The sequence below is a fragment of the Lentzea sp. NPDC092896 genome, from assembly GCF_044754905.1.
Classification (GTDB): Bacteria; Actinomycetota; Actinomycetes; order Mycobacteriales; family Pseudonocardiaceae; genus Lentzea.
In genome coordinates this window covers 330738-350919 of the sequence record NZ_JBIVPX010000007.1, presented here as the reverse complement: position 1 = coordinate 350919, position 20182 = coordinate 330738, and the positions used below count along the sequence as shown (strand labels likewise).

Here is a 20182-nt window from a genome sequence, read left to right as displayed (position 1 = left end):
ACTGACCGGTCTGCGCGTTGAGATGGTTTGAGAAAGCTCACTCCTGGAGGATTCGCGCATGACGACCACCGCTGCCCGGCCCCGCATCACGGTTCGGCGGGTGGTGTTCACGCTCGTCCTCTTCACCGTGACGACGCTGCTGTTCTGGGTGCCGTTCGAGGGGCTGTTCGCGGCCAGTGCCGAGTGGCCCGACCCGGTCCGCCCGATCGCCGCCATCGTGTTCGTCGCGGGTGCCATCGCGATGATCGTGCTGTTCACCCAGCGCGGCAGTGACCGCGCCGCCCGGATCTCCCAGTTCCTGCTCGGCTTCGTGTGGATCGCGTTCGTGTGGACGCTGATCTCCGACGTGGTCAGGCTCGGCCTGGCGATGGCCGGCGTCGAGAACCCGTTCCGCTCCCGTTTCATCGCCGTGCTGCTCGCGGTCCTCATCGTCACCGTGACGGTGTACGGCGTGTACGAGGCGATGCGCGTGCCTCGCATCAAGCGGCAAGACGTGACGATTCCCCGGCTCGACCCCGCGTTCGACGGGCTGACCGTCGCGGTCATCACCGACACCCACTACGGCGCCATCAACCGCGCGAAGTGGTCGCGCGGCATGGTCGACGCGGTCAACGAGCTGGGCGCCGACGTGGCCGTGCACGTCGGTGACATCGCGGACGGCACCGCCGACCAGCGCCTGGAGCAGGCCACCCCGCTCGGCGACGTGAACACCCCGCACCGCTTCTACATCACCGGCAACCACGAGTACTACTCGAACGCGCAGGGCTGGATCGACCTCATGACCCGCCTGGGCTGGAAGGCACTGCGCAACGAGCACGTGGCGCTCGAACGCGGCGACGCCAAGCTGGTGTTCGCGGGCATCGACGACGTCACCGCCGACCACTCCGGCGAACCCGGCCACGCCGCCGACCTCACGCGCGCGCTGCGCGACGCCGACTCCACCGCGCCGGTCGTGCTGCTCGCGCACCAGCCGTCGGAGATCAAGAAGGCCGTCGACGCGGGCGTGGACCTGCAGCTGTCCGGGCACACGCACGGCGGGCAGATCTGGCCGTTCCACTACCTGGTGCGGCTGCAGCAGCCGGTGGTCGCCGGCCTGAGCAGGCACAGCGACCGCACGCAGCTCTACACCAGCCGTGGCGCCGGATTCTGGGGCCCGCCGATGCGCGTGTTCGCGCCCAGTGAGATCACGCTTCTCACGCTCAAGGCGAGCTGAGGTGCCCTGAGTCGTTGAACCTGATCAGACGGGGTGGCTTGCCGGTCGTGTAGCGGATGACCGTCAGCGCCGCGTTGTCGTGGTTCAGCGTCAGCCACCGCTCGGGCGGGGCGTCCAGCGCGTCCCGCACGAGCCAGCTGATCAGGAACGAGTGCGTCACGACCAGCACCGGACCGTCGCCGGGCCGGGCGAACCGCGTCTCGGCCTCGTGCGCCAAAGCGGGTCCGCGGGTGCGTTCGGACTCGGGGAACTGGTCGAAGAACTCGTCGTGGTCAGGAACGAAGTGCGGCACGTAGTCGTCCGCCGCCGCCTCGACCCGGCAGGGCACCTTCAGCACCTCGGACAGGATCGTCGCGGTCTCGGTGGCCCGAGGGAGCGGACCGTGGTGCACGGCGGCGAAACCCGTGCCCCGCAACCGTTCCGCGAGTGCCTCGGCCTGCTTGCGGCCCCGTGCCGTCAGCCGGGACTCGTCCTTCGTCGCCTCGCCGTGCCGAACCAGATGCAGATCTCGTGTCACGCCGTGCAGTCTGCCTTGATGGCACTGGCGGCGTGATGGGCGTAGGTCGGTCCGGAGCCGGTCCAGTCCTGACCTCGGGTGAGCAGCTGCACGGTCAGGTTTCCGCTGGCCTTGAACTTCCCGGCGCTGACCCACTGGCCGCGCTTGTCGACCTGCTTGATCGCGAACGACGCCAGCGGGGTGCCGCCGACGCTCGCCCGGTCGAAGACGTAGTACACGGTCGGGTTACCCCCGACCTCCTCCAGGCTGCCGTTCGGGACGTGCACGGAGACGTCGCACGTGCCGGTGACCGCGAACGTCCACTGCCCGTACGCGGAGCTGTCGTCCTTGCGGGAGTCGCCGGACATCGGGATCGACACGAAGGTCGAGCCGCACTTGCCGTCGCCGTGGTCGACCCAGCCCTTGCGGCCGTCGCGGTACGAGCCGACGTTGCTGTAGCCGCCGCAACCGGGGCCCGTCGTGAACGACTTGGCACCGCCGGGAGCCCTGCCCGCGTCCCCTGCGGGCGGTGGGGCGACGTTCTGCGTGGTCGTCGGCATCAGGCCCAGCGCCGACGAGGCCAGCGACGGGTCCATGCCGTTCGACGTCGACTCCGCGGGCAACTCCTCCGGCGGGGTGATCAGGCCGGGGATGTAGCTGTGCGAGGGCTGCGCGACGTCGGTGACGCCGTTGCCGGAGCCGCCGTTGAACGTGACGATCGCGATCCCGCCGAGAACGAGCAGCGCGGCGATGGCGGCGATCGCGGCGGCGCGCGGCTTGAGCGGACCGCTCGGCGGCTTCTGTTCCTGCTCCTGGGATTCACCGGCCGCCGCCCACCGGGCGGCTCCCCTGGCGCGCGCGGCCTCCATCAACGCAGGGTCGGGCGCCAGATGACGCTCGGTCGGTGGTTCGTCGGGGAACTGGGTCGGCACGGAGCGCAGTGTGCCAGGGACACAGGGCTACCCGAACGTGTGGTTCATTCACGAACGGGTTGTTTGAACTCAATGGACCGCACGCTGTGTCGACCGTTAGCCCGTTTCGTCTACGCACCGTCACGAACACTAGTCCGACCGGACCCTCATTCCTGACTCGTGAGTCAGGCTAAGCACCGTGCCGCACCTGCGCACAACCCCCGCGCCGCCCCCGAAAAACCGGATCTTGTCCCGGTTTTCGTGTCACAGAACGGAAACACCTGAAGAACGCCTTGATCTCGTGGTGTTTTGGGGCAACGGAACCGGTCAAGCGCGGCCAGATTCAGGACAGGGCGTCGATCAACGCAAGATCTGGCGGCACCAGGGTCGTCGACAGGACGAGTTCCCGCATCAGGTTGTCGTTCAACGCGTTCCCGACCGGCTCGCCGACCTCCTCGCGCACCAGCCCCGGCACTCCCTCGCGTGACAACCGGGCCCTGACCGCGGACACCATGTGTTCGACCTTCTTGTGGCTCCACTGCTCCGTTGGCCGCAATTCGGACATCACGACGGCGACGTGCTGGCGTGCCAACGGCTGAGGGTTCGCCTCGTGCATCAGGTAGCGCTGGCCGAGCACGACCAGAAGCAGCCGTTCGTCGTCGGTCAGCCGCCATCGGCGCGGAGGCTCGGTCATGGCACCGTGCGGCACGGAAGGCTGGCCGCCGTCCGGTCCCGCCACGTACAGCTCCAGCAGGTGCTCGCGGTCGCGGGTGCCGCGGATGAACAACGGCGTGTAGCCACCGTCCAGCGGCACCGGGTCCTCCTCGGGGAACAGCCACCGCGACCGGGGCAGCCTGATCGGCAGCCGGCCGAGGTTGCTGACCCACCACGACCCGTCGCGGCAGGTCAGCGCGCCGTGCCTGCGGGAAACCCGCAGGTCGCTCTCCCCGACGCAGATGTCGACCTCTGGCCGGTTGCGGCCGAACACCACGGTGTGGCCGTCGACGGGAGCGCTGTTCACGCGTCCGGCGAGCGCCAGCGCCACGATCCCGCCGGGCACCGTCTGCGGCACTTGCCGCGCGAGGCTTTCGTACATTCTTCGCAGTGTGCACCCGCCGTTCGGGGACCTGTCCCTAAGATCCTCGTTCGTGGGTGAGCGGACGGTCGCGGACCGTTACCGGCTGGAGGAGCACCTCGGCTCGGGCGGCATGGGCGAGGTCTGGCGAGCGACCGATCTGGAACTGCGGGAGACGGTCGCGCTGAAGCGGACGGACGACGCCGCTCGCGAGGCGCGCATCGGCACCGAGCTCAGCCACCCGAACGTGATCACGGTGCACGGCACGGTGACCGACGGCGCCGAGCAGTGGCTGGTGATGGAGTACCTGCCGTCCCGCACGCTGGCGGAGATCATCGAGACGGACGGCCCGATCTCGCACGAGCGGGCCGCGAAGATCGGCGCGCAGCTCGCGGACGCGCTGACCGCCATGCACGCCAAGGGAATGGTCCACCGCGACGTCAAGCCCGGCAACGTCCTGGTCACCGAGAACGACGTGGCGAAGCTCAGCGACTTCGGCATCTCCCGGTGGGCGGAGGCGACCCGCGTCGGTGGCGGTGACGTGGCCGGCACGCCCGCCTACCTGGCCCCCGAGGTCGCGGACGGACACGAGGCGCGGCCCGCGTCCGACGTCTTCGCGCTGGGCGCCACGCTGTTCGCCGCCGTCGAGGGCACCTCGCCGTGGGGGTCGCCGGACGCCGGCGCGCAGGAACAACTCCGGCGGGCCAAGGCCTACGACATCACGCCCGCGCGGACCTCCGGCCCGTTCGGCGACCTGCTCGCCCAGCTGATGCGCCGCGACCCGCGGGACCGCCCGGCCACCGAGAACGTCCGGCCCCTGCTGGAGGGTGCGAAGCTCCCGAAACCGTGGCGCCGCAAGGCGATCGTCATCGGCGCCGCCGCCCTCGTGGCCGTGCTCGCGACCGGCGCGGTGATCTACGCGAAGCTCCCGGCGGCCGGCACGGTCGGTGATCCGGCCACGATGGACGTCTGCGGACTCGCCGCCGGCAAGGACGACTACCAGCGGTTCAAAGCCCGCGACGCCGACACGGCCGCGGAGAAGTCGTACTGGTTCAACGGCTGCGCCACCTGGGTCTCGTTCGACGAGAAGGGCGACGACGGCGTGGTCGTCGAGTACTCCGTCAAGCAGTTCGTGCAGTACGGCGCGGCTGAACCGAGCGGCGTGCTCGGCCAGATCCAGCACAGCGATCCCGCCAAGGGCGCCTGCTCGAAGGCGATCGAACTGGTCGACGGCAACGTCCTGCAGATCGATGTCAAGACGGGCGGAACGTCGGACCGCCCGCTGTGCGACATCGGGAACGTGGCGGCCGAGCACGCGCGGACCGTGCTCGGCGAACGTCAGATCCCCCGCCGCGCGCAGTCGTGGCCGCGGGACTCGCTCGGCGCGGCCAACGCCTGCGGTCTGCTGGACAAGGACGTCATCCGGACCCAGCTGGAGGCCGAGGCGACGCCCTACCCGTGGAACGAGCTCGGCTACTGGGGCTGCGGCTGGGACTACCAGCAGCGCTCCGCGTTCATCGAGTTCAGCCGCCAGGGGCCGTTCGAGCCCGACGACGGCACACCGGTCGACCTCGGCCGCGGGAAGGCCGTCTACGAACCCGAGGACGGCGCCTGCGAGTTGTCGTACCAGCACAAGGCGCTTCCGGACGACCGGTTCGAGGTCGTGGTGGTGACGCTGGCCGACAAGGACGCCAAGGATCCCGCCACGCTGTGCGCCGGGGCGATCTTGCTGGCGAAAGCGGCAGTAGCCAAGCTCTCGTAGCGCCGTTTAGGGTGCCCGCCATGCCCTCAGGTAGACAGGCCGTCGTGCTGCTTGCCGCCCTCGTGGCGGGTTGCGGCACGGCGATCCCCGGTTCCCCCGTCGCAGGACCGCAGTTACCTCTGACATCGACGTCCCAGACCGTCACCGTCGTGACGCCGGCGCCACCTTCGAGCAGCAGCAGCGCCGTTCCCCCGCCCGCTCCTCCGCCGCCGCCTCCTCCCGTCGCGAAGTTCGGCAACCCGGCCGGCACCGCCGCCGTTCCGGCAGAGGCCGCCGCCGAGGACACCTCCAAGCCCACCCGCGTGATCGGCACCGGCACGCCCGCGTCCTGCACGTCGCAGGCCGTGGTCGACGCGGTCGCCGCCGGCGGGGTCGTCACCTTCAACTGCGGGCCGCAGCCGCACATCATCCCGATGGCCGCGACCGCGAAGGTCCGCGCGAAGACCGTGCTCGACGGCGGCGGCCGGATCACGTTGAGCGGCCAGGGACAACGCCGGCTGCTCGACCAGAACGGGCCGCGGCTGGTGGTCCAGAACATCACCCTCGCCGACGGCAACTCGACCGGGGACAAGACCGAGGGCGGTGGCGGCGGCGCGATCATGGTGCTCGGCGGTCAGCTCAAGGTCGTGAACTCCCGCTTCGCGAACAACAAGTGCGACGCCAACGGTCCCGACCTCGGCGGTGCCGCGATCCGGGTGACCGACTGGGCCCAGAAGGCGCCGATCTACGTCGTGAACAGCACGTTCGAGGGCGGTGTGTGCTCCAACGGCGGTGCGCTGAGCAGCATCGGCGCGTCGTTCGTGGTGCTCAACAGCCTCATGAAGAACAACAAGGCCATCGGCCGCGGCGCCAACCCCGCGCGCGGTGGCACGCCGGGTGGCGGCAGCGGTGGCGCGATCTACAACGACGGCAACACGTTCACGCTGCGCGTCGCCGGCACCTTGATCGAGGACAACCAGGCCAACGAGGGCGGCGGCGCGGTGTTCTTCGTCAGCAACGACAAGTCGGGCTCGATGTCGGTCGAGGGCTCCACGTTGCGCCGCAACCCGAGCCTCGGCTTCGAGACCATCAAGGGGATCTTCTACCTCGGCGTCGGGGAGAAGCCGAAGGTCACCGCCTCGACGGTGCAGTGAGCCTGCCCGCGACGAGCAGCAGCGCCAGGCCGAGCACGGACATCGCGAGGCTGAAGCCGTAGACCCAGCGGAAACCCAGCTGCTGGGACACACCGAGCAACGCGCCCGCGACCATGCCGCCGACGATCTGGGTGTTGCTGAACATCGTCGTGGCGTGGCCGGGACGGCCGGGGTCGAGGCTCTGGAAGTACGTGATGCCGACGCCCATGATCAACGAGATGACGGTGGCGTGCAGCAACTGCGCGGCCATCACCTGCCAGATCGAGTCGGTGAACACCATCACGCCGTGATAGCTCAACGCGATCACGGCGCCGATGAGCACGAGCTTGTGCTGCGACATCCGGTTCGCCAGCGAGCCGAACCACAGCATCATCGGGATCTCGAGCGCCGCGCACAGCCCCATCGCGAGCCCGGCGTCCCCGGCCGTGCCCTGCAGTTCGGTCGTGATGAACAACGGCAGGCCGCTCACCGCGATCGCCACGGCTCCCTGCAGGAACAGGAAAGCGGCGGACACGACCATCATGTTGCCGCGCGCCGGCCCTGCGGCTTCTTCTTCCTCGGCCTGCTCCTCGGTCTGAGCGGGTGGCACCGGAAGCGTGAGGGCGAGCACCGCGACACCGAGTTGCAGCACGGCGGTGGAGGCGAACAGGCCGATCCACCCGGTCTTCGCGACGAGCAGCGCGGCCACCGGCGGTCCGGCGACCCACGCGACCGAGAGCAGCGTCCGCAACACGCTGACGACCATCGACGGTCCTTGTGAGACCTGACGGCCGTACGCGAAGAGCTGCGGCAGCAACGACGACGTGATCGCGATGAACACCACGGACGTGCCGAGCAGGAACCAGTAGTCGCGCAGCACGGCGAACAGCCCGTAGCCGATCGCGCCGGCGACACCGCCCACGGCGAGCATGTACCGGCGCTGCACCCGGCCGTCGGAGAGCCTGCCCATGATCGTGCTGGCGACCACCGACGCGAGCGGGCTCACGATGAGGAAGAAGCCGAGCTGGAACGGCGAGACCTTGATCTCGCTCGTGAGGAACAGCGAGCCGAACGGCAGCGCGAACGCCATCGACACGCCCGACACGACGCTGATGACGGAGAGTTGGAGGAACGTACGGGACAGGAGCGGCGAGGATCTTCTCTCGCTGAGTGCCGTCACCCGCTAATCGTGCTCGTTGACCGGTCAATCAGGAAACTAGATATCCCATGATGCGGGCAATGTCTCACACCACGACGATCGCGCCGTCCCGACGGTGATCTGCACCACCCCTGAGCAGGCCTGATCCGGTCATTTCGACCACCTGGCAGCCGCCGAAGAACATGTTCGGAGCGCGGAACCGGGTGACCGGGAGCTCGCTTTCCGGTCGAATTCCCGGCTCGACGTGGAGGTGGTCTCCGCTCAGGTGCATCCGGGGCGCGTCGACGGCGTCCTGGGCGGGCATGCCGCGGTCCAGGACGTTCACGAGCACCTGCAGGATCGCGCCGCTGATCCGGCTCGACCCGGCGCTGCCGAGCACGAGTTCGGTCCGGCCGTGGTTGCTCACCACCGTCGGCGCCATCATCGACGGCAGCCGGTCGCCGGGCGCGTGGCTGAAGAACCCGTCCGGCGACAGGTCCTCCTCCCCCATCATGTTGTTCAGGTGCACGCCGGCGATCGAGATGCCGGAGCCCGCGCCGTTCGTCGTCGTGACCGAGCAGGCAGTGCCGTCCGCGTCGAGCACGGAGATGTGCGTGGTGGAGCCGAGGCGGTTCAGGTGCGTCTTCGGCGTGGCCAGCGCACGGATGAGGTCCTGCTGGGACGGGTTGTCCGGCAACGCTTCCAGCATCTGCGTCAGCAACGCACCGCCCGCCGCGGGTGGTGGGTTCGTGTGGATGTCACGGCCGCGATGCTTCACGTGCAACGGCTCTCGCTGCACGACGTCGTAGGCCTCCAGATCGGCGCGGCTCAGATCGCCACCTTGGGAGGTGATCCAGTCGGCGACCGCGCCCGCGACGTCGCCGGTGTAGAACGGCGCCGCGCCATCGCTGCCGAGCCGGTCGAGAGCCTCGGCGAGTTCGGGCTGGACGAGGAGTTCGCCCTCCTCGAACGCGGTGAGGCCCGCGCTGTGGGCGAGCGGCAGCAGCAACGTCGTGACGTACGCCTGGTACCGGTTGACCCGATGGCCTTCACGCGCGTGCATCGCCGCCGTGGCCACGAGTTCGTGCAACGGCGCCCGGCCGTACGTCGCGGCCTTCGCGGCACCGGCGGGCATCCCGTAGGCGGCCACCGAGGACGGTCCCACGTGGAATTCCTGCTGCGCGTCACCGAAGTGGACGGTTATGGGGTCGAGCGGCGCGCGGTCGCCGGTCTGCTCGCGGCCCGGCGCCATGGCGGAGAAGTCCAGCAGCACAGGGGTTTCCCCGGCCGGGGCGATCATCATGTACCCGGCGGACCCGAGCCCCGTCAGCAACGGCTCGGTGACGCACGACGTCAGCATCGCCGCGACGGCCGCGTCCACGGCGTTCCCACCGGCACGCAGCAGCGCCGCGCCCGCCTGTGCGGTGAGCGGGTGGCCCGCCGCGATCGCGCCTCGCACCGTCGACCTCCAGAAGTGAAGGCAGTCAACGGTAGACCTGTGCGTGAGCGGCGGGCCACCGGGACTACGTCCTACTTCTTCGTGGCCGAGTAGTTCCGGAAGTTGATGTAGGTGTCGAGGATGTCCGACGACGCGCTCTCGACCGAGCGGTAGATGCCCCACTTCGGCCGCACGTAGTCGCCCTCGTCCGGGATCTTCACGCCGGAACGCTTGCCCTGCACCGCGATCGGTGCGCTCGCCCCCGTGCCGTTGCGCAGCACGAAACCGACCGTGCCGCTGCCACCGGGCGTGATCGTCCACTCGACCGTGACCCACTTGTCGCGCAGCGGGGCCAGGTTCGTGGCGGCGATGTCCGGCGCGCCATCAGTGCTGAACGCGCGTGCCCGGATCGTCTCGGTGCTGCCACTGCGGCTCAGGGACAGCGTCGTCCACGGGCCGCCGTTGGTGCTGGGCGTCTTGGTTTGGAAGATGTGCGTGAACTTGCTCGTGCCGTGCAGCGACGACGGCATGTACATCTCGTACGAGATGACCCACGTCTCGCCGTTCTTCATCTTGAGCGCGTTGCCGCCGGACACCATGCCCTTGGACTCGGTGCGCTGGCGGTCGCCGCCGCCGGTGGTGTCGCGGTCGTTCTTCCAGATGTTGAACCGGTAGGCGTCGCCCTGGACGACGATGTACTTGCCCTTGCGGTCGGGGAACTTGTTGCCCCGGTCGACCTCGATGCCCTCGAACGCCTTGAGGCCGTCGGTCGCGGGGTTCGGGCTCCACGCGGGTGCGGCGTGGGCGGGGATGACGGTGACCAGCATCAGCGCGGCGGCCGTCAGTGCGATTTTCATCGAGCTTCCTTCCTGGCGGCAGCACCGAAGGTAGGAGGTCTCGACCTGCGTTGTCAACGAACGTGACTAGAATTGCCTCTGAATGACAAGATTCATCGGAGCTTGAGGGCCAGCCGGACGGCGTCGGCGCGGGAGTGCAGGTCCGCCTTGGCGAACAGGTTGTTGATGTGGGTCTTCACCGTGGCCTCGCTGATGAACAGCCGCCGGGCGATCTCGCCGTTGCGCAGGCCTTCGCCGATCAGGTCGAGCACCTCGCGCTCGCGCACCGTGAGGTCGATGCCGGGCTGTTCGACGGGCCGGCGGCTGGCGAGGTCCAGCAGCCGCAGCTGCACGGAGGGGTCGAGGATCGCGTTGCCGGCGTGAGCACCGCGCACGGCCTGGATGATCGTGGCGCGGTCGGCGTCCTTGGTCAGGTAGCCGCGAGCGCCCGCGCGCAACGCCTCCAGGATCGACTCGTCGTCGTCGAACGTGGTCAGCACGACGACCGGCAGATCGGGATGCGACCGCCGCAGCACGCTGGTGGCCTCGGCGCCGCCCATGACCGGCATGTTCAGGTCCATCAGCACGACCTCGGGGGCCAGTTCCCCCACGGCCGCGACGGCGTCCTGGCCGTTGGCCGCGGTGCCGACGACCGTGATGTCCGGGTCCAGGTCGAGCATGACGGCGAGCCCGTCGCGCACCGCGGCCTGGTCGTCCACGATCAACAGCCTGATCATCGGGGTAGCTCCATCCTGACCGTCCATCCCGGACCGCCCGGCCCGGCGGACAGCGTTCCTCCCAGCAAAGCAGCCCGTTCCCGCATGCCGGCGAGCCCCATCCCGCTCCCCTGCCCGTGCTGCGTCCCGTCGTCGGTCACCGTGAGCACGACCGCCGAGGCCGAGAACTCCAGCGACACCGCGACTTCCGCGCCAGGCGCGTGCTTGTGCGCGTTGGCGAGGGCTTCCTGCGCGGCACGAATGATGGTCTGCGTGATCTTGACGCTCACCTGTCCCGCGTCACCGGAGGCGTGAAACGACGCGCGATGTGTCTCCGCGAGCCGTGCGATCGCCTCCGGCAGCGGGAGTGTCTCCTCGCGCAACGCGTGCACGGCGCGACGAGTCTCCTTCAACCCGGACACCGCCAACGCCCGTGCGCGCAGCACAGCCTCGTTCGCCTCGGTGGTCTTGCCGGCGCCGTGCAGGGCGTCGGCCATGTCCAACTGCACGGCGATACCGGACAACGAATGTCCGACGACGTCGTGGATCTCGCGCGCGATGCGCCCGCGTTCCTCCAGCACCGCCGTGTACTCGGCGGCGGCGAGCGCGGCGAGCCGTTCGCGGCGCATCAGGCCCAGCAGCACCGGAAGCCCGGCGGTGAGGCACAACCACCACGGCGGCACGTCCGAGTGCCCCGCGGCCTCCGCGACCCACGTCGACGCCATCGCGACCAGCGAGCCCGCCGCGGCGATCGTGACCGAGGCCCGCCTCGACGCCAGCTCGCGCCCGGCCGATCCGGTCGCCACGAAGACGAACGCCACGCCCGCGGTCGAGGGCGCGAGCGCGAACATCGGCGCGCTGGACAGCACGAACACCGCGGCCAGCACGACCTGCGCTCGTGCGGGCAGCCGGCCGATCACGAACACGGACGCGACCGCCGCGGCGATCACCACGGCGGTCAGCGTCCAGGTCAGTTCAGGCAGTCGCGGTGGCCGGTCGATCAGCTGGACCACCGTGACCGTCGCGATCGCCAGCGTGACCAGCGGCCTGAACATCTCGTCGGCGAGTCTCATCGGGTCGAATCATGCCGGGTTCCGTGGACCTTCTCCTGCCAGGAGTCCAGGAACGCCGACGTGCGGTGCGGCGCCCCGTTGCGGCCCTTCGACCACACCACCTGCCCGCGCACCCGCACGGCCTTCGACATCACGACCAGCCCCTCGGCGAGCAGACCGGCGCCGACGACGACCATCAACCCGTTGGCCGCCTGCGCTCCGCTGGGGGCGAGCAGGAATCCGAGGGCGAACCTCGCGGCGATGCTCGCCACCCAGAGCACGATCGTCATGGCCGTGTAGCGCAGCATCACGATGCCGTTCCGCTCGTACGTGCGGATGGTCAGTCCGCGCAGCAGCCCGAACACGACGCTGAGCGCGGCGCTGACGAGCAGGAACGCCAGCGCGTCCACCGAGTCCACCGACGTCTGCGTCAGTCCGATCACCCCCAGGATCGCCGGGAGCAGCAACAGGCGTTTGCCGACGGCGGGTTCTCCGAGCAGCCTGCGGGCCATCACGAAGATGATGGCGGCGGCGATGAGGACGATCTCCACGGTTGTGTTCATGCCGTCAACGTTAGGAATTCGCGCAGGTCAGCGCGTGGACCCAGCGCCGTAGCCAGGGTGGAGATCCGTCTCCACCCGAGGGTTGAGAGCCGGGGCAAAACGGGTAATTCGACAACCATGGAGTGGATCACCCGGTTGATGGAGGCGTTGGGCTCGCCCGGCGCGGGCCTCGCGGTCGCACTGGAGAACGTCTTCCCGCCGGTGCCGAGCGAGGTGATCCTGCCGCTCGCCGGGTTCACGGCCGGTCAGGGCAGGATCTCGCTGGTCGCCGCGATCCTGTGGACGACGGTGGGCTCGGTCGTCGGCGCTCTCGTGCTGTACGGCCTGGGCGCGTGGCTCGGGCTCGAACGGCTGCGGAAGGTCGCGGACAAGATCCCGTTCGTCACCGCGTCCGACGTGGACAAGGCCGACGCGTGGTTCGACAAGCACGGCAACAAGGCCGTGTTCATCGGCCGGATGGTGCCGGTCGTGCGGAGCCTGATCTCCGTCCCCGCCGGGGTCTCCGGGATGCCGATCGTGAAGTTCACGCTCTACACCGCGGCGGGCAGCCTCGTCTGGAACACCGCGCTGATCCTCGCCGGATACGCGCTCGGCGACAACTACGAGCTGGTCGACCGCTACCTGGGCTGGGTCTCGACGGTGGTGCTGGCCGCGCTGGCCATCGCCATCGTCTGGTTCGTGGTCTCCCGCCGGAAGGCACGCCGTTCGTAGAGCACCGACGCCACCGCGATCGCGAGTCCGGCGACGGACAGCGCCACGCCGACCCACGCCGTCGAGGTGTAGCCCCAGCCCGCCGCGATGGCCAGGCCGCCGAGCCACGCGCCCGCGCCGTTCGCGACGTTGAGCGAGGAGTGGTTGGACGACGCCGCGAGCGACGGCGCGTCCGGTGAGGCGTCCATCAGCCTGACCTGCAGGGCGGCCGCGAGGATCTGGATGGTGAAGCCGAGCAGGAACAGGAAGGCGAACAGGAACACCGGGATGGTCGCGGTGAGCCCGAAGAGCGCCAGGATCACGGTGACCGCGATCAGTCCGCCGAACACCGACCCGGTCACGGACCTGTCCACGAACCGGCCGCCGAACGTCGCGCCGAGGGTCATGCCGAGCCCGAACACCGCGAGGATCCACGGCACCGCGCTCGAGGACAGGCCGGCGACCTCGGTCGTCAACGGGGCCACGTAGGAGTAGACGGCGAACATGCCGCCGAAGCCGATCATGCCGGTGAAGATCGCGAACCACACGGTCGGGCGGCCGAACGCGCGGACCTCGCCCTTCATCGACGCACCCTCGACCTTGGGCACCAGCGGTACCCAGGCCGCGATCGCCGCCGCCGTGACGAGCGCGATCACCGAGACCGCCAGGTAGGCCGTGCGCCAACCGATCTGCTGCCCCGCCGCCGTCGCGAGCGGCACGCCCACGAGGTTCGCCACGGTCAGTCCGACCATCACGCGCGCGACGGCCGTGCCGCGCCGTTCGGGAGCAACGAGCGTCGCGGCGACAACGGCCGCGATGCCGAAGAACGCGCCGTGCGGCAGTCCGGCGACGAACCGCGAGATGAGCAGCAGCGACTCGCTCTGCGCGGCGGCCGACAGCCCGTTGCCCAGGGCGACCGCGAGCATCAGTCCGATCAGCATGCCCTTGCGCGGGAGCTTGGCGCCGAGCACCGCGATCAGCGGCGCGCCGACGACGACTCCGGCGGCGTAGAGGCTGATTGCGTGGCCGGCCTGGTAGTCGGGGATGCCGAACGTCTCCGCGATCTGCGGAAGCAGTCCCATGGTCGCGAACTCGGTCGTACCTATGCCGAACCCGCCGAGCGCGAGAGCGGTCATGGCGCGGGTGGTGTTCAAGGCTTCCCCATGGTCGGTGAGCAGCAGAGACTAGTTAGCTACCGCATCGATTTTACGGGTCTTCTGAAGCGCTTCAAAAGACTCCGGACCGGTGCCGCTCCTCACACGCCGTTCGAGGAATACCGACACCAGCGCGATGACGAGTCCCCCGACCGCGAGCAGCGCTCCGATCCAGTTCGGCGCGGTGTAGCCGAGGCCGCGCTCGATCGCGAGACCGCCGAGCCACGCACCACCGGCGTTGCCGAGGTTGAACGCCGCGATGTTCGCCGCGCTGGCGAGGGCCGGCGCGCCTTCCGCGGTCTGCATGACCCGCATCTGCAACGGCGGCACCGTGGCGAACCCGGCAGCACCGAACAGCACGATCGTGATCGCCGCCAGGACGGGCGAGTGCGCGGTGAACACGAACGCGGTGAGGATCGCGGCCAGCGCGATCAGGATGACGATCGTGCTCTTCATGACCGACCGGTCCGCCGCCTTGCCGCCCAGCAGGTTGCCCGCGAACAGGCCCACGCCGAACAGCACCAGCAGCCACGTCACGGCGCCGGACGAGAAGCCCGCGACCTCGGTCATCATCGGCGCGATGTAGGTGAACGACGCGAAGACGCCCGCGAAGCCGAACGCGGTCATCAGCAGTGCGAGCCACACCTGCGGGTTGCGGAACACGGCGAGTTCGCTGCGCAGGTCGCCGCCCTGGGCCTGCTGCTTCGGCACGAGGAACACGATGCCGAGCAGTCCGATCACGCCGAGCACGGTCACGGCCCAGAACGTCGAACGCCAGCCCAGTTCCTGACCGAGTGCCGTGCCCATCGGCACGCCCAGAACGTTCGCCACGGTCAGACCGGTGAACATCAACGCGATGGCGCTCGCCCTGCGTTGCGGTGCGACGAGGTCAGCGGCGACGACCGAACCGACGCCGAAGAACGCGCCGTGCGCCAGTGCCGCGATCACGCGCCCGCTCATCAGCACGCCGTACGTGTCGGCCATCGCCGAGACCAGGTTGCCCGCGATGAACAGCACCATCAGCCCGAGCAGCATCTTCTTGCGCGGCAGGCGTCCGCCGAGAACGGTCAGCAACGGCGCGCCGATCACGACACCGAGCGCGTATCCGGAGATCAGCAGACCCGCGCTCGGGATGGAAACGCCGAGGTCGGTGGCCACCTCGGGCAGCAGTCCCATGATCACGAACTCGGTCGTGCCGATGGCGAAGGCGCTGATCGCGAGGGCGAGCAGGGCGACAGGCATGTCACACAGTCCTTGAAGTCGTAGGTTGTCCGCGCGAGCAATAGTTGCACACGCGGGCAATTGCATGCGACTCCTGTATCGGTGAAGCGCGTCACGCCGCCCTGGGCGTGAGGACAGTGCGGTCGAAGGGGCCGCCGTGTGCGGCCGCGTAGGTGACCGCGTCGTTGACCCGGCCGAGGCCGAACCCGGTGTTGCGTTCGGGACCGAGGTCCAGGGCACCCGCCGCGACGAGCCGGATCATGCCGACGTTCGCCGTGCGCGGGTACATCCACTGGCCGCGCACGGTCACCGAGTTGCGCATGATCCAGGGGTAGGGCAGGGCGAGATCCGCGCCGCCGAGCATGCCGACGCCGCCCATCAGCACGACCCGCCCGTACTCGCGCACGGTCATGGCCGCCGCACGCGCCGCCGAACTCGGCGCCTGGGGTGGCAGGAGATCGAGCACCAGGTCGACGGGGCCGTCGGTGGCCGCGGTCATGGCGGAGCGGTCGGTGTCCTCGTCCCCGCTGAGCTCGACCGGGCTCACCCGTGGACCGAACCGGTCGGCGAGCAGGTCGAGGACGGCTCGGTTGCGTCCCGGCGCCACCACGTGCCCGGCGCCCATCGCGAGCGCGACCGCGACGGCGCTGCTGCCGAGGTTTCCGGTGGCTCCGCTGATCAGCACCGTCTCACCGGCCGCGAGCCCGCCGGCCAGCAGTCCGCCGTAGGGAATGGTGTGCACGCCCAGTGCGGACCAGCGTGCGGGATCGACCCCCGCGGGCAGCACGTACACGTTCTCGGTGGGAACCCGCATGAGTTCGGCGAACGATCCGTCGTGCAGGTACCTGGCCAGCTTGGCGCCGCCTTCGCCGCGAGAACTCCAGCCCTGCAGGGTGATGTCGGGGATCAGGGCGTCGTCGCGGGCACGGACCGTCGAGTCGCACCAGACCAGGTCTCCCACCTTCAGCCTGGTCGCGTCCGGGCCCACCCACACCACTCGGCCGATGCCCCCGACACCCGGCACCACCGGTGGTTCCAGTGGATAGCGCCGTTCACCGCTGAACACCTCGGCCGCGTACGGCGGCACGCAGGTCGCCAGAACTTCGACAAGCACCTCACCGCCGCCGGCCACCGGATCGGGCACCTCCCGCACCACGAGCGGGGATCCGAACGCCGTCAACGTCGCTGCACGCATGGGAAAGCCTCTCTGTCGTCCCTCGTCACGCTAGGTACGCCAACGACATGCGGGAAGCGAAGATCTGGCATCTCTGCTATGCGTAGTCAGCATGGACGTGTCGAGCGCGAGCCTCCGGGTGCTGTGTCAGATCGCCGAGTCGGGCAGCTTCACCGCGGCCGCCGCACAGCTGGGCTACACGCAGTCCGCGGTCTCGCGCCAGGCGATCGCCCTCGAACGCGGCGTCGGCGCCACCCTGTTCGAGCGGCGGACCGACGGGGTCCGGCTCACCCAGCCAGGACTGACGCTGCTGCGCCACGCCCGGTCGATCCTGGAGTCGGTCGACGCGGCCCAGCGCGACCTGACCGACGAGGCACCCACCACGCAACTGGTGCGGCTCGGACTGGTGCTCAGCGCCGGACCGGTGATCCTGCCCTCCGCACTCCCCCTGCTCACCAGGACCGCGCCCTGGGTCCAGGTGTCCACCCGCGAGGGCACCACGCCCGCCCTGGCCCGGGCGTTGCGCACCGGTTCGATCGACGTCGCCGTGCTCACCTCTCGCCCGCCGCACCGGCCACCGGACGGTGAGTCACCACGCCTGCACATCACGGCCGTCCAGGACACCGAACTCCTCGTGGCGGCGTCGGCCACCGGCACGTTCGCGGGCCGCACGTCCGTGCACGTCGACGAGCTGGTCGACGCACCCTGGATCGCCAGCCCGTCGTCGAGCGCGGAGCCGCTGCTCGGCGTCTGGCCCGGCCTGCCGGGGCGGGCGCACGTCGTCCACAGTGGACGGGACTGGCTGACGAAGCTGCACCTGGTCGCCGGAGGTGCCGGAGTCACCACGGTTCCGGAGGGCCTGACGGCGGTCCTCCCGCCCGGCGTGATCTTCCTGCGGGTCCAGGGCGCGCCACCCGAGATCCGCAGGGTCCTCGTGGCCAGGCTCCCCGGCACCGCCACGCCGGCGATCACCGCCGTCACCGAGGCGATCATCTCGGCGGCCCGCCGGTAGACAGGACGAAGGCCGGCCCCAGCGGGACCGGCCTTCTCTCGGAACGGACTCAGATGCGCGGGACGTCCACGAACGTCCGGCCGTTGAGCGGCTGCGTCGCGCGAGCGTTGCCCGCGGTGAACAGGCCCTTGAAGCGCGCGATGGTCGCGGCCGTCACGTGCTGCTCGCCGGTCAGGTACCACTCGACGCCCTCGGTGAACGGCGCCGTGGTGAGCGAGCCGGTGTAGTGCAGCGTGTGGTGACCCGAGGGCAGCAACCGGTTGAGGTTGATCGGCTCGACGTCGACCGGCGCACCGCACTCGGGCGAGAGCCTGGCCAGCACGTCGTCCACGACGGAGTGCGAGCCGACGACCAGCGGCACACCGACGACCAGCAGCTTACCGGCGGCACTGCGGTGCACGAGGTGCATCTCGAGCGGGGTGTGGCGGCCGCCGAACGCGTGCTCCGACGGCGTGTGGAAGTGGAACTGGACCAGGTCGTACCGCGTGCCCGCGACGGTGACGTGGCCTGCTCCTGGCTCGACCTCCGCCTCCTCTGTCTCTTCGTGATTGCGGGTCGTGCAGCCGTTGGCCTGATCCGTGTCCTTGCGGATGTACTTCAGCTCCAGTGCTGAATCCCCGTACGAGACGTCGAGCTTGGCCGCGTGCGGGTCGAACCGGATCGCGTTGGGCGTGACGTTGACGGGGCTTTGCGTCGGTGTCGCCGACTCGGCCGCGCCACTCGCGAAGAAGGTCGCGGTGAGCACGAGCGGAAGAAGAGCCGGAAGGGACCGCTTGAGGTTCATAACGTTACTTTTCACCCGATCGGGTGAAATGCGGAAGTGGAGTGTGTTCGCGCTCTCATCGGCCGGAAATATTCCCGCGAACCAAACGGGACAACACTGAAGTGCTTCAGCTTCCGGAAGTGCGTCGATGCAGGTCACGGCATCCGCAAATACCTTGCAACAAGGCCTTCCGACGCGAGTTCGTTGTGCCTGCAAATTCGAATTGAGACAGCCTCAACAATTGAAGAACGCAACCGTTCTTGATCACTATTGTCCGATTGGCGCTGGTTTGCCGAATTTGCCTGAAGTGACTCCGTTCACGGAGCGTGTCCGGCAGAATGGACCGATGGTCACCGTCGCCGACATTCGCGCCGTGGCACTGACGCTGCCGCGCACCACCGAACACCTCATCCGCGACCGCGTGAAGTTCCGCGTGGGTCAGATCGTCTACGCGGCGCTCTCGCGCGACGAGACGGTGCTGGGCTTCGGCTATCCCCGCGAGGAGCGGGAGGCGCTCGTCGCGAGCGACCCCGTGAAGTTCGCGTTCCCGAGCGAGTCGGACATGCGCTTCCAGTGGGTGCACGCCTCGATGGCCGAGCTGGACGTCGAGGAGATGACGGAGCTCGTCATCGGCGCCTGGACGATGTGCGTGCCGAAGAAGGTCATCCGCGCGCGCCTCGGCGAGGACTTCATTTAGTCAACACTGAAGCTATCGAGCACACCGTCGTTGAGGGAGACGAACGTGCCGCCGCGGTGCGCGGTGGGCCGGAACCCCGGCACCAGGCCGATTCGCGCGCCGCGGTCGGGGTCCCAGACCTCCATCCCGTCCGCGCCGGCGACGTACAGCAGTCCTCCGTGGCCCCACATCGTGCCGACGGGTCCCGCGAACGGCTCCATCCGGCGGCCACCGGGCACGGCGTACAGCTCGACGCCGTCGATCATCTCCTCGTCGTCCTCGCCGATCCGCTGGACGGCGACGACGTGCGGGGTGACCCAGGTGATGGGCTGGTTCCACGCGTAGTAGCGGTCCGCCAGGTCCTGGTAGGGCGGGTCGCCTCCGTCCCGCAGCCACGCGTCGACGTCGAAGACCCGCGGAATGCCGACCGGGTGCCACACCCAGCCGTCGGCGACGAGCCAGCGTCCGGACGGGCTCGGGACCAGCCGGCCCTGGAAGTAGTCCAGGGCCGGCTCCCGCTCGGTCAGCAGTTCCCCGGAGGGCAGGGCGAAGACGTCGAGCCGGTGCCAGGCCGTCGCCGCGACGACCCGGTCCCCCGGCAGGAACGCGAGCGGGTACGGCGTCTGCTCGACGTGGTACGTGCCGCGGTCGAGTCGCAGCACCACGTCCCCGGACCGGGTGTCGAGCACGACGGCCTTCCGCCCGCGGTCGTGGACGACGGCCGCGTACCGGCCGTCAGCCGAAGCGTGCAGCGCCGGCGACGGACGCCCTGTCGCCGGCAGGAGCAGCGGCACGTCCCACCGCGCGCCATCCGAGCCTGCGAGTCCGTACGCCGTCACCGCCAGCCAGCCACCCTCCACCAGGACGAGGCAGCGGTCGTTGAGCGGCTGGACGTCGCAGGGCTCCGAGCGGCGGGTCCCCGCCACGGGCCGGTCCTCGTGGCGGACCTCGGGAGTTCCCTTCCAGCCGACGGTGCAGCTCTCGTCGACGGCCCGCTCGACGCATCCCTCGCAGGCGGTCAGCAGCGGCTTCTCGACGCACTCCACGCACGCCAGGTCGTACCGCATGCCGGAACCCGTGAGCACGCGGTAGAAGTCCGGCGGTTCCTCCACGAGCAGGTGTTCACACACGCGCGATGAACCGGCGACGGCCGCGTGGCCGCATTCGAGCAGTCTCACAA

20 protein-coding genes are annotated in these 20182 nt (G+C 69.6%); 6 read left to right on the top strand and 14 right to left on the bottom strand.

Annotated elements, in window-relative coordinates; translation table 11 throughout:
- Window positions 1-58: 58 nt before the first annotated feature.
- Window positions 59-1213: a metallophosphoesterase gene (locus tag ACIQF0_RS32005; protein WP_401035623.1), complete on the top strand. Its 1155-nt coding sequence runs from the start codon at window positions 59-61 to the stop codon at window positions 1211-1213.
- Here the strand turns inward: ACIQF0_RS32005 and ACIQF0_RS32000 are convergent.
- The 3 genes from ACIQF0_RS32000 to ACIQF0_RS31990 form a co-directional block, all read right to left on the bottom strand.
- Window positions 1200-1730, bottom strand: coding sequence for a histidine phosphatase family protein (locus tag ACIQF0_RS32000; RefSeq protein WP_401035620.1), 531 nt, complete (start codon window positions 1728-1730; stop codon window positions 1200-1202). The two genes, ACIQF0_RS32005 and ACIQF0_RS32000, sit on opposite strands and share 14 nt — an antisense overlap.
- Window positions 1727-2641 carry a hypothetical protein gene (locus ACIQF0_RS31995; protein ID WP_360034221.1) on the bottom strand — a complete coding sequence of 305 codons (915 nt, stop codon included), beginning with the start codon at window positions 2639-2641 and terminating at the stop codon, window positions 1727-1729. The genes ACIQF0_RS32000 and ACIQF0_RS31995 overlap by 4 nt, the downstream gene beginning before the upstream one ends.
- Window positions 2642-2963: 322 nt before the next feature.
- On the bottom strand, window positions 2964-3716 hold the full coding sequence (locus tag ACIQF0_RS31990; protein WP_401035615.1) for an FHA domain-containing protein: 753 nt from the start codon (window positions 3714-3716) through the stop codon (window positions 2964-2966).
- Between the two features lie 52 nt (window positions 3717-3768).
- Here ACIQF0_RS31990 and ACIQF0_RS31985 point away from each other — a divergent pair, with 52 nt between their 5' ends.
- Window positions 3769-5457 carry a serine/threonine-protein kinase gene (locus tag ACIQF0_RS31985; protein ID WP_401035612.1) on the top strand — a complete coding sequence of 563 codons (1689 nt, stop codon included), beginning with the start codon at window positions 3769-3771 and terminating at the stop codon, window positions 5455-5457.
- Between the two features lie 20 nt (window positions 5458-5477).
- Entirely contained in the window at window positions 5478-6590 is a 1113-nt protein-coding gene (locus ACIQF0_RS31980) for a hypothetical protein (protein ID WP_401035609.1), read from the top strand.
- On the opposite strand, the gene ACIQF0_RS31975 is transcribed toward ACIQF0_RS31980, so the two are convergent.
- The 6 genes from ACIQF0_RS31975 to ACIQF0_RS31950 form a co-directional block, all read right to left on the bottom strand.
- Window positions 6568-7749, bottom strand: a complete 1182-nt coding sequence (locus ACIQF0_RS31975) for a sugar efflux transporter (RefSeq protein ID WP_401035607.1) — start codon at window positions 7747-7749, stop codon at window positions 6568-6570. The two genes, ACIQF0_RS31980 and ACIQF0_RS31975, sit on opposite strands and share 23 nt — an antisense overlap.
- Window positions 7750-7813: 64 nt before the next feature.
- Complete coding sequence (locus ACIQF0_RS31970) at window positions 7814-9166, bottom strand: gamma-glutamyltransferase (RefSeq protein ID WP_401035604.1); 1353 nt, start codon at window positions 9164-9166, stop codon at window positions 7814-7816.
- A 71-nt stretch (window positions 9167-9237) separates the two neighbouring features.
- Window positions 9238-10002: a hypothetical protein gene (locus ACIQF0_RS31965; RefSeq protein WP_401035602.1), complete on the bottom strand. Its 765-nt coding sequence runs from the start codon at window positions 10000-10002 to the stop codon at window positions 9238-9240.
- 92 nt (window positions 10003-10094) lie between these two features.
- A complete protein-coding gene (locus tag ACIQF0_RS31960) occupies window positions 10095-10718 on the bottom strand; it encodes a response regulator (RefSeq protein ID WP_401035599.1) in 624 nt (207 codons plus the stop codon).
- Window positions 10715-11770 carry a sensor histidine kinase gene (locus tag ACIQF0_RS31955; RefSeq protein ID WP_401035597.1) on the bottom strand — a complete coding sequence of 352 codons (1056 nt, stop codon included), beginning with the start codon at window positions 11768-11770 and terminating at the stop codon, window positions 10715-10717. Before ACIQF0_RS31955 ends, ACIQF0_RS31960 begins: the two co-directional genes overlap by 4 nt.
- Window positions 11767-12312, bottom strand: coding sequence for a DUF1453 domain-containing protein (locus ACIQF0_RS31950; protein WP_401035594.1), 546 nt, complete (start codon window positions 12310-12312; stop codon window positions 11767-11769). Before ACIQF0_RS31950 ends, ACIQF0_RS31955 begins: the two co-directional genes overlap by 4 nt.
- Before the next feature lie 117 nt (window positions 12313-12429).
- On the opposite strand from ACIQF0_RS31950, the gene ACIQF0_RS31945 reads away from it, so the two are divergent.
- A complete protein-coding gene (locus ACIQF0_RS31945) occupies window positions 12430-13023 on the top strand; it encodes a DedA family protein (RefSeq protein ID WP_401035591.1) in 594 nt (197 codons plus the stop codon).
- On the opposite strand, the gene ACIQF0_RS31940 is transcribed toward ACIQF0_RS31945, so the two are convergent.
- From ACIQF0_RS31940 to ACIQF0_RS31930, 3 genes are all read right to left on the bottom strand, one after another.
- Window positions 12930-14156, bottom strand: a complete 1227-nt coding sequence (locus ACIQF0_RS31940; RefSeq protein ID WP_401035588.1) for an MFS transporter — start codon at window positions 14154-14156, stop codon at window positions 12930-12932. The two genes, ACIQF0_RS31945 and ACIQF0_RS31940, sit on opposite strands and share 94 nt — an antisense overlap.
- A 30-nt stretch (window positions 14157-14186) precedes the next feature.
- Window positions 14187-15398: an MFS transporter gene (locus ACIQF0_RS31935; RefSeq protein ID WP_401035585.1), complete on the bottom strand. Its 1212-nt coding sequence runs from the start codon at window positions 15396-15398 to the stop codon at window positions 14187-14189.
- Between the two features lie 91 nt (window positions 15399-15489).
- Entirely contained in the window at window positions 15490-16572 is a 1083-nt protein-coding gene (locus ACIQF0_RS31930; protein WP_401035583.1) for an alcohol dehydrogenase catalytic domain-containing protein, read from the bottom strand.
- Between the two features lie 91 nt (window positions 16573-16663).
- On the opposite strand from ACIQF0_RS31930, the gene ACIQF0_RS31925 reads away from it, so the two are divergent.
- Window positions 16664-17563, top strand: a complete 900-nt coding sequence (locus ACIQF0_RS31925; RefSeq protein WP_401035581.1) for a LysR family transcriptional regulator — start codon at window positions 16664-16666, stop codon at window positions 17561-17563.
- A 49-nt stretch (window positions 17564-17612) separates the two neighbouring features.
- Here ACIQF0_RS31925 and ACIQF0_RS31920 read toward each other — a convergent pair whose 3' ends face one another.
- Window positions 17613-18347: a carbonic anhydrase family protein gene (locus tag ACIQF0_RS31920; RefSeq protein ID WP_401035579.1), complete on the bottom strand. Its 735-nt coding sequence runs from the start codon at window positions 18345-18347 to the stop codon at window positions 17613-17615.
- A 325-nt stretch (window positions 18348-18672) separates the two neighbouring features.
- On the opposite strand from ACIQF0_RS31920, the gene ACIQF0_RS31915 reads away from it, so the two are divergent.
- On the top strand, window positions 18673-19023 hold the full coding sequence (locus ACIQF0_RS31915) for an MmcQ/YjbR family DNA-binding protein (RefSeq protein WP_319981066.1): 351 nt from the start codon (window positions 18673-18675) through the stop codon (window positions 19021-19023).
- On the opposite strand, the gene ACIQF0_RS31910 is transcribed toward ACIQF0_RS31915, so the two are convergent.
- Entirely contained in the window at window positions 19020-20180 is a 1161-nt protein-coding gene (locus ACIQF0_RS31910; RefSeq protein ID WP_401035576.1) for a YncE family protein, read from the bottom strand. The two genes, ACIQF0_RS31915 and ACIQF0_RS31910, sit on opposite strands and share 4 nt — an antisense overlap.
- Between the last annotated feature and the right edge of the window lie 2 nt (window positions 20181-20182).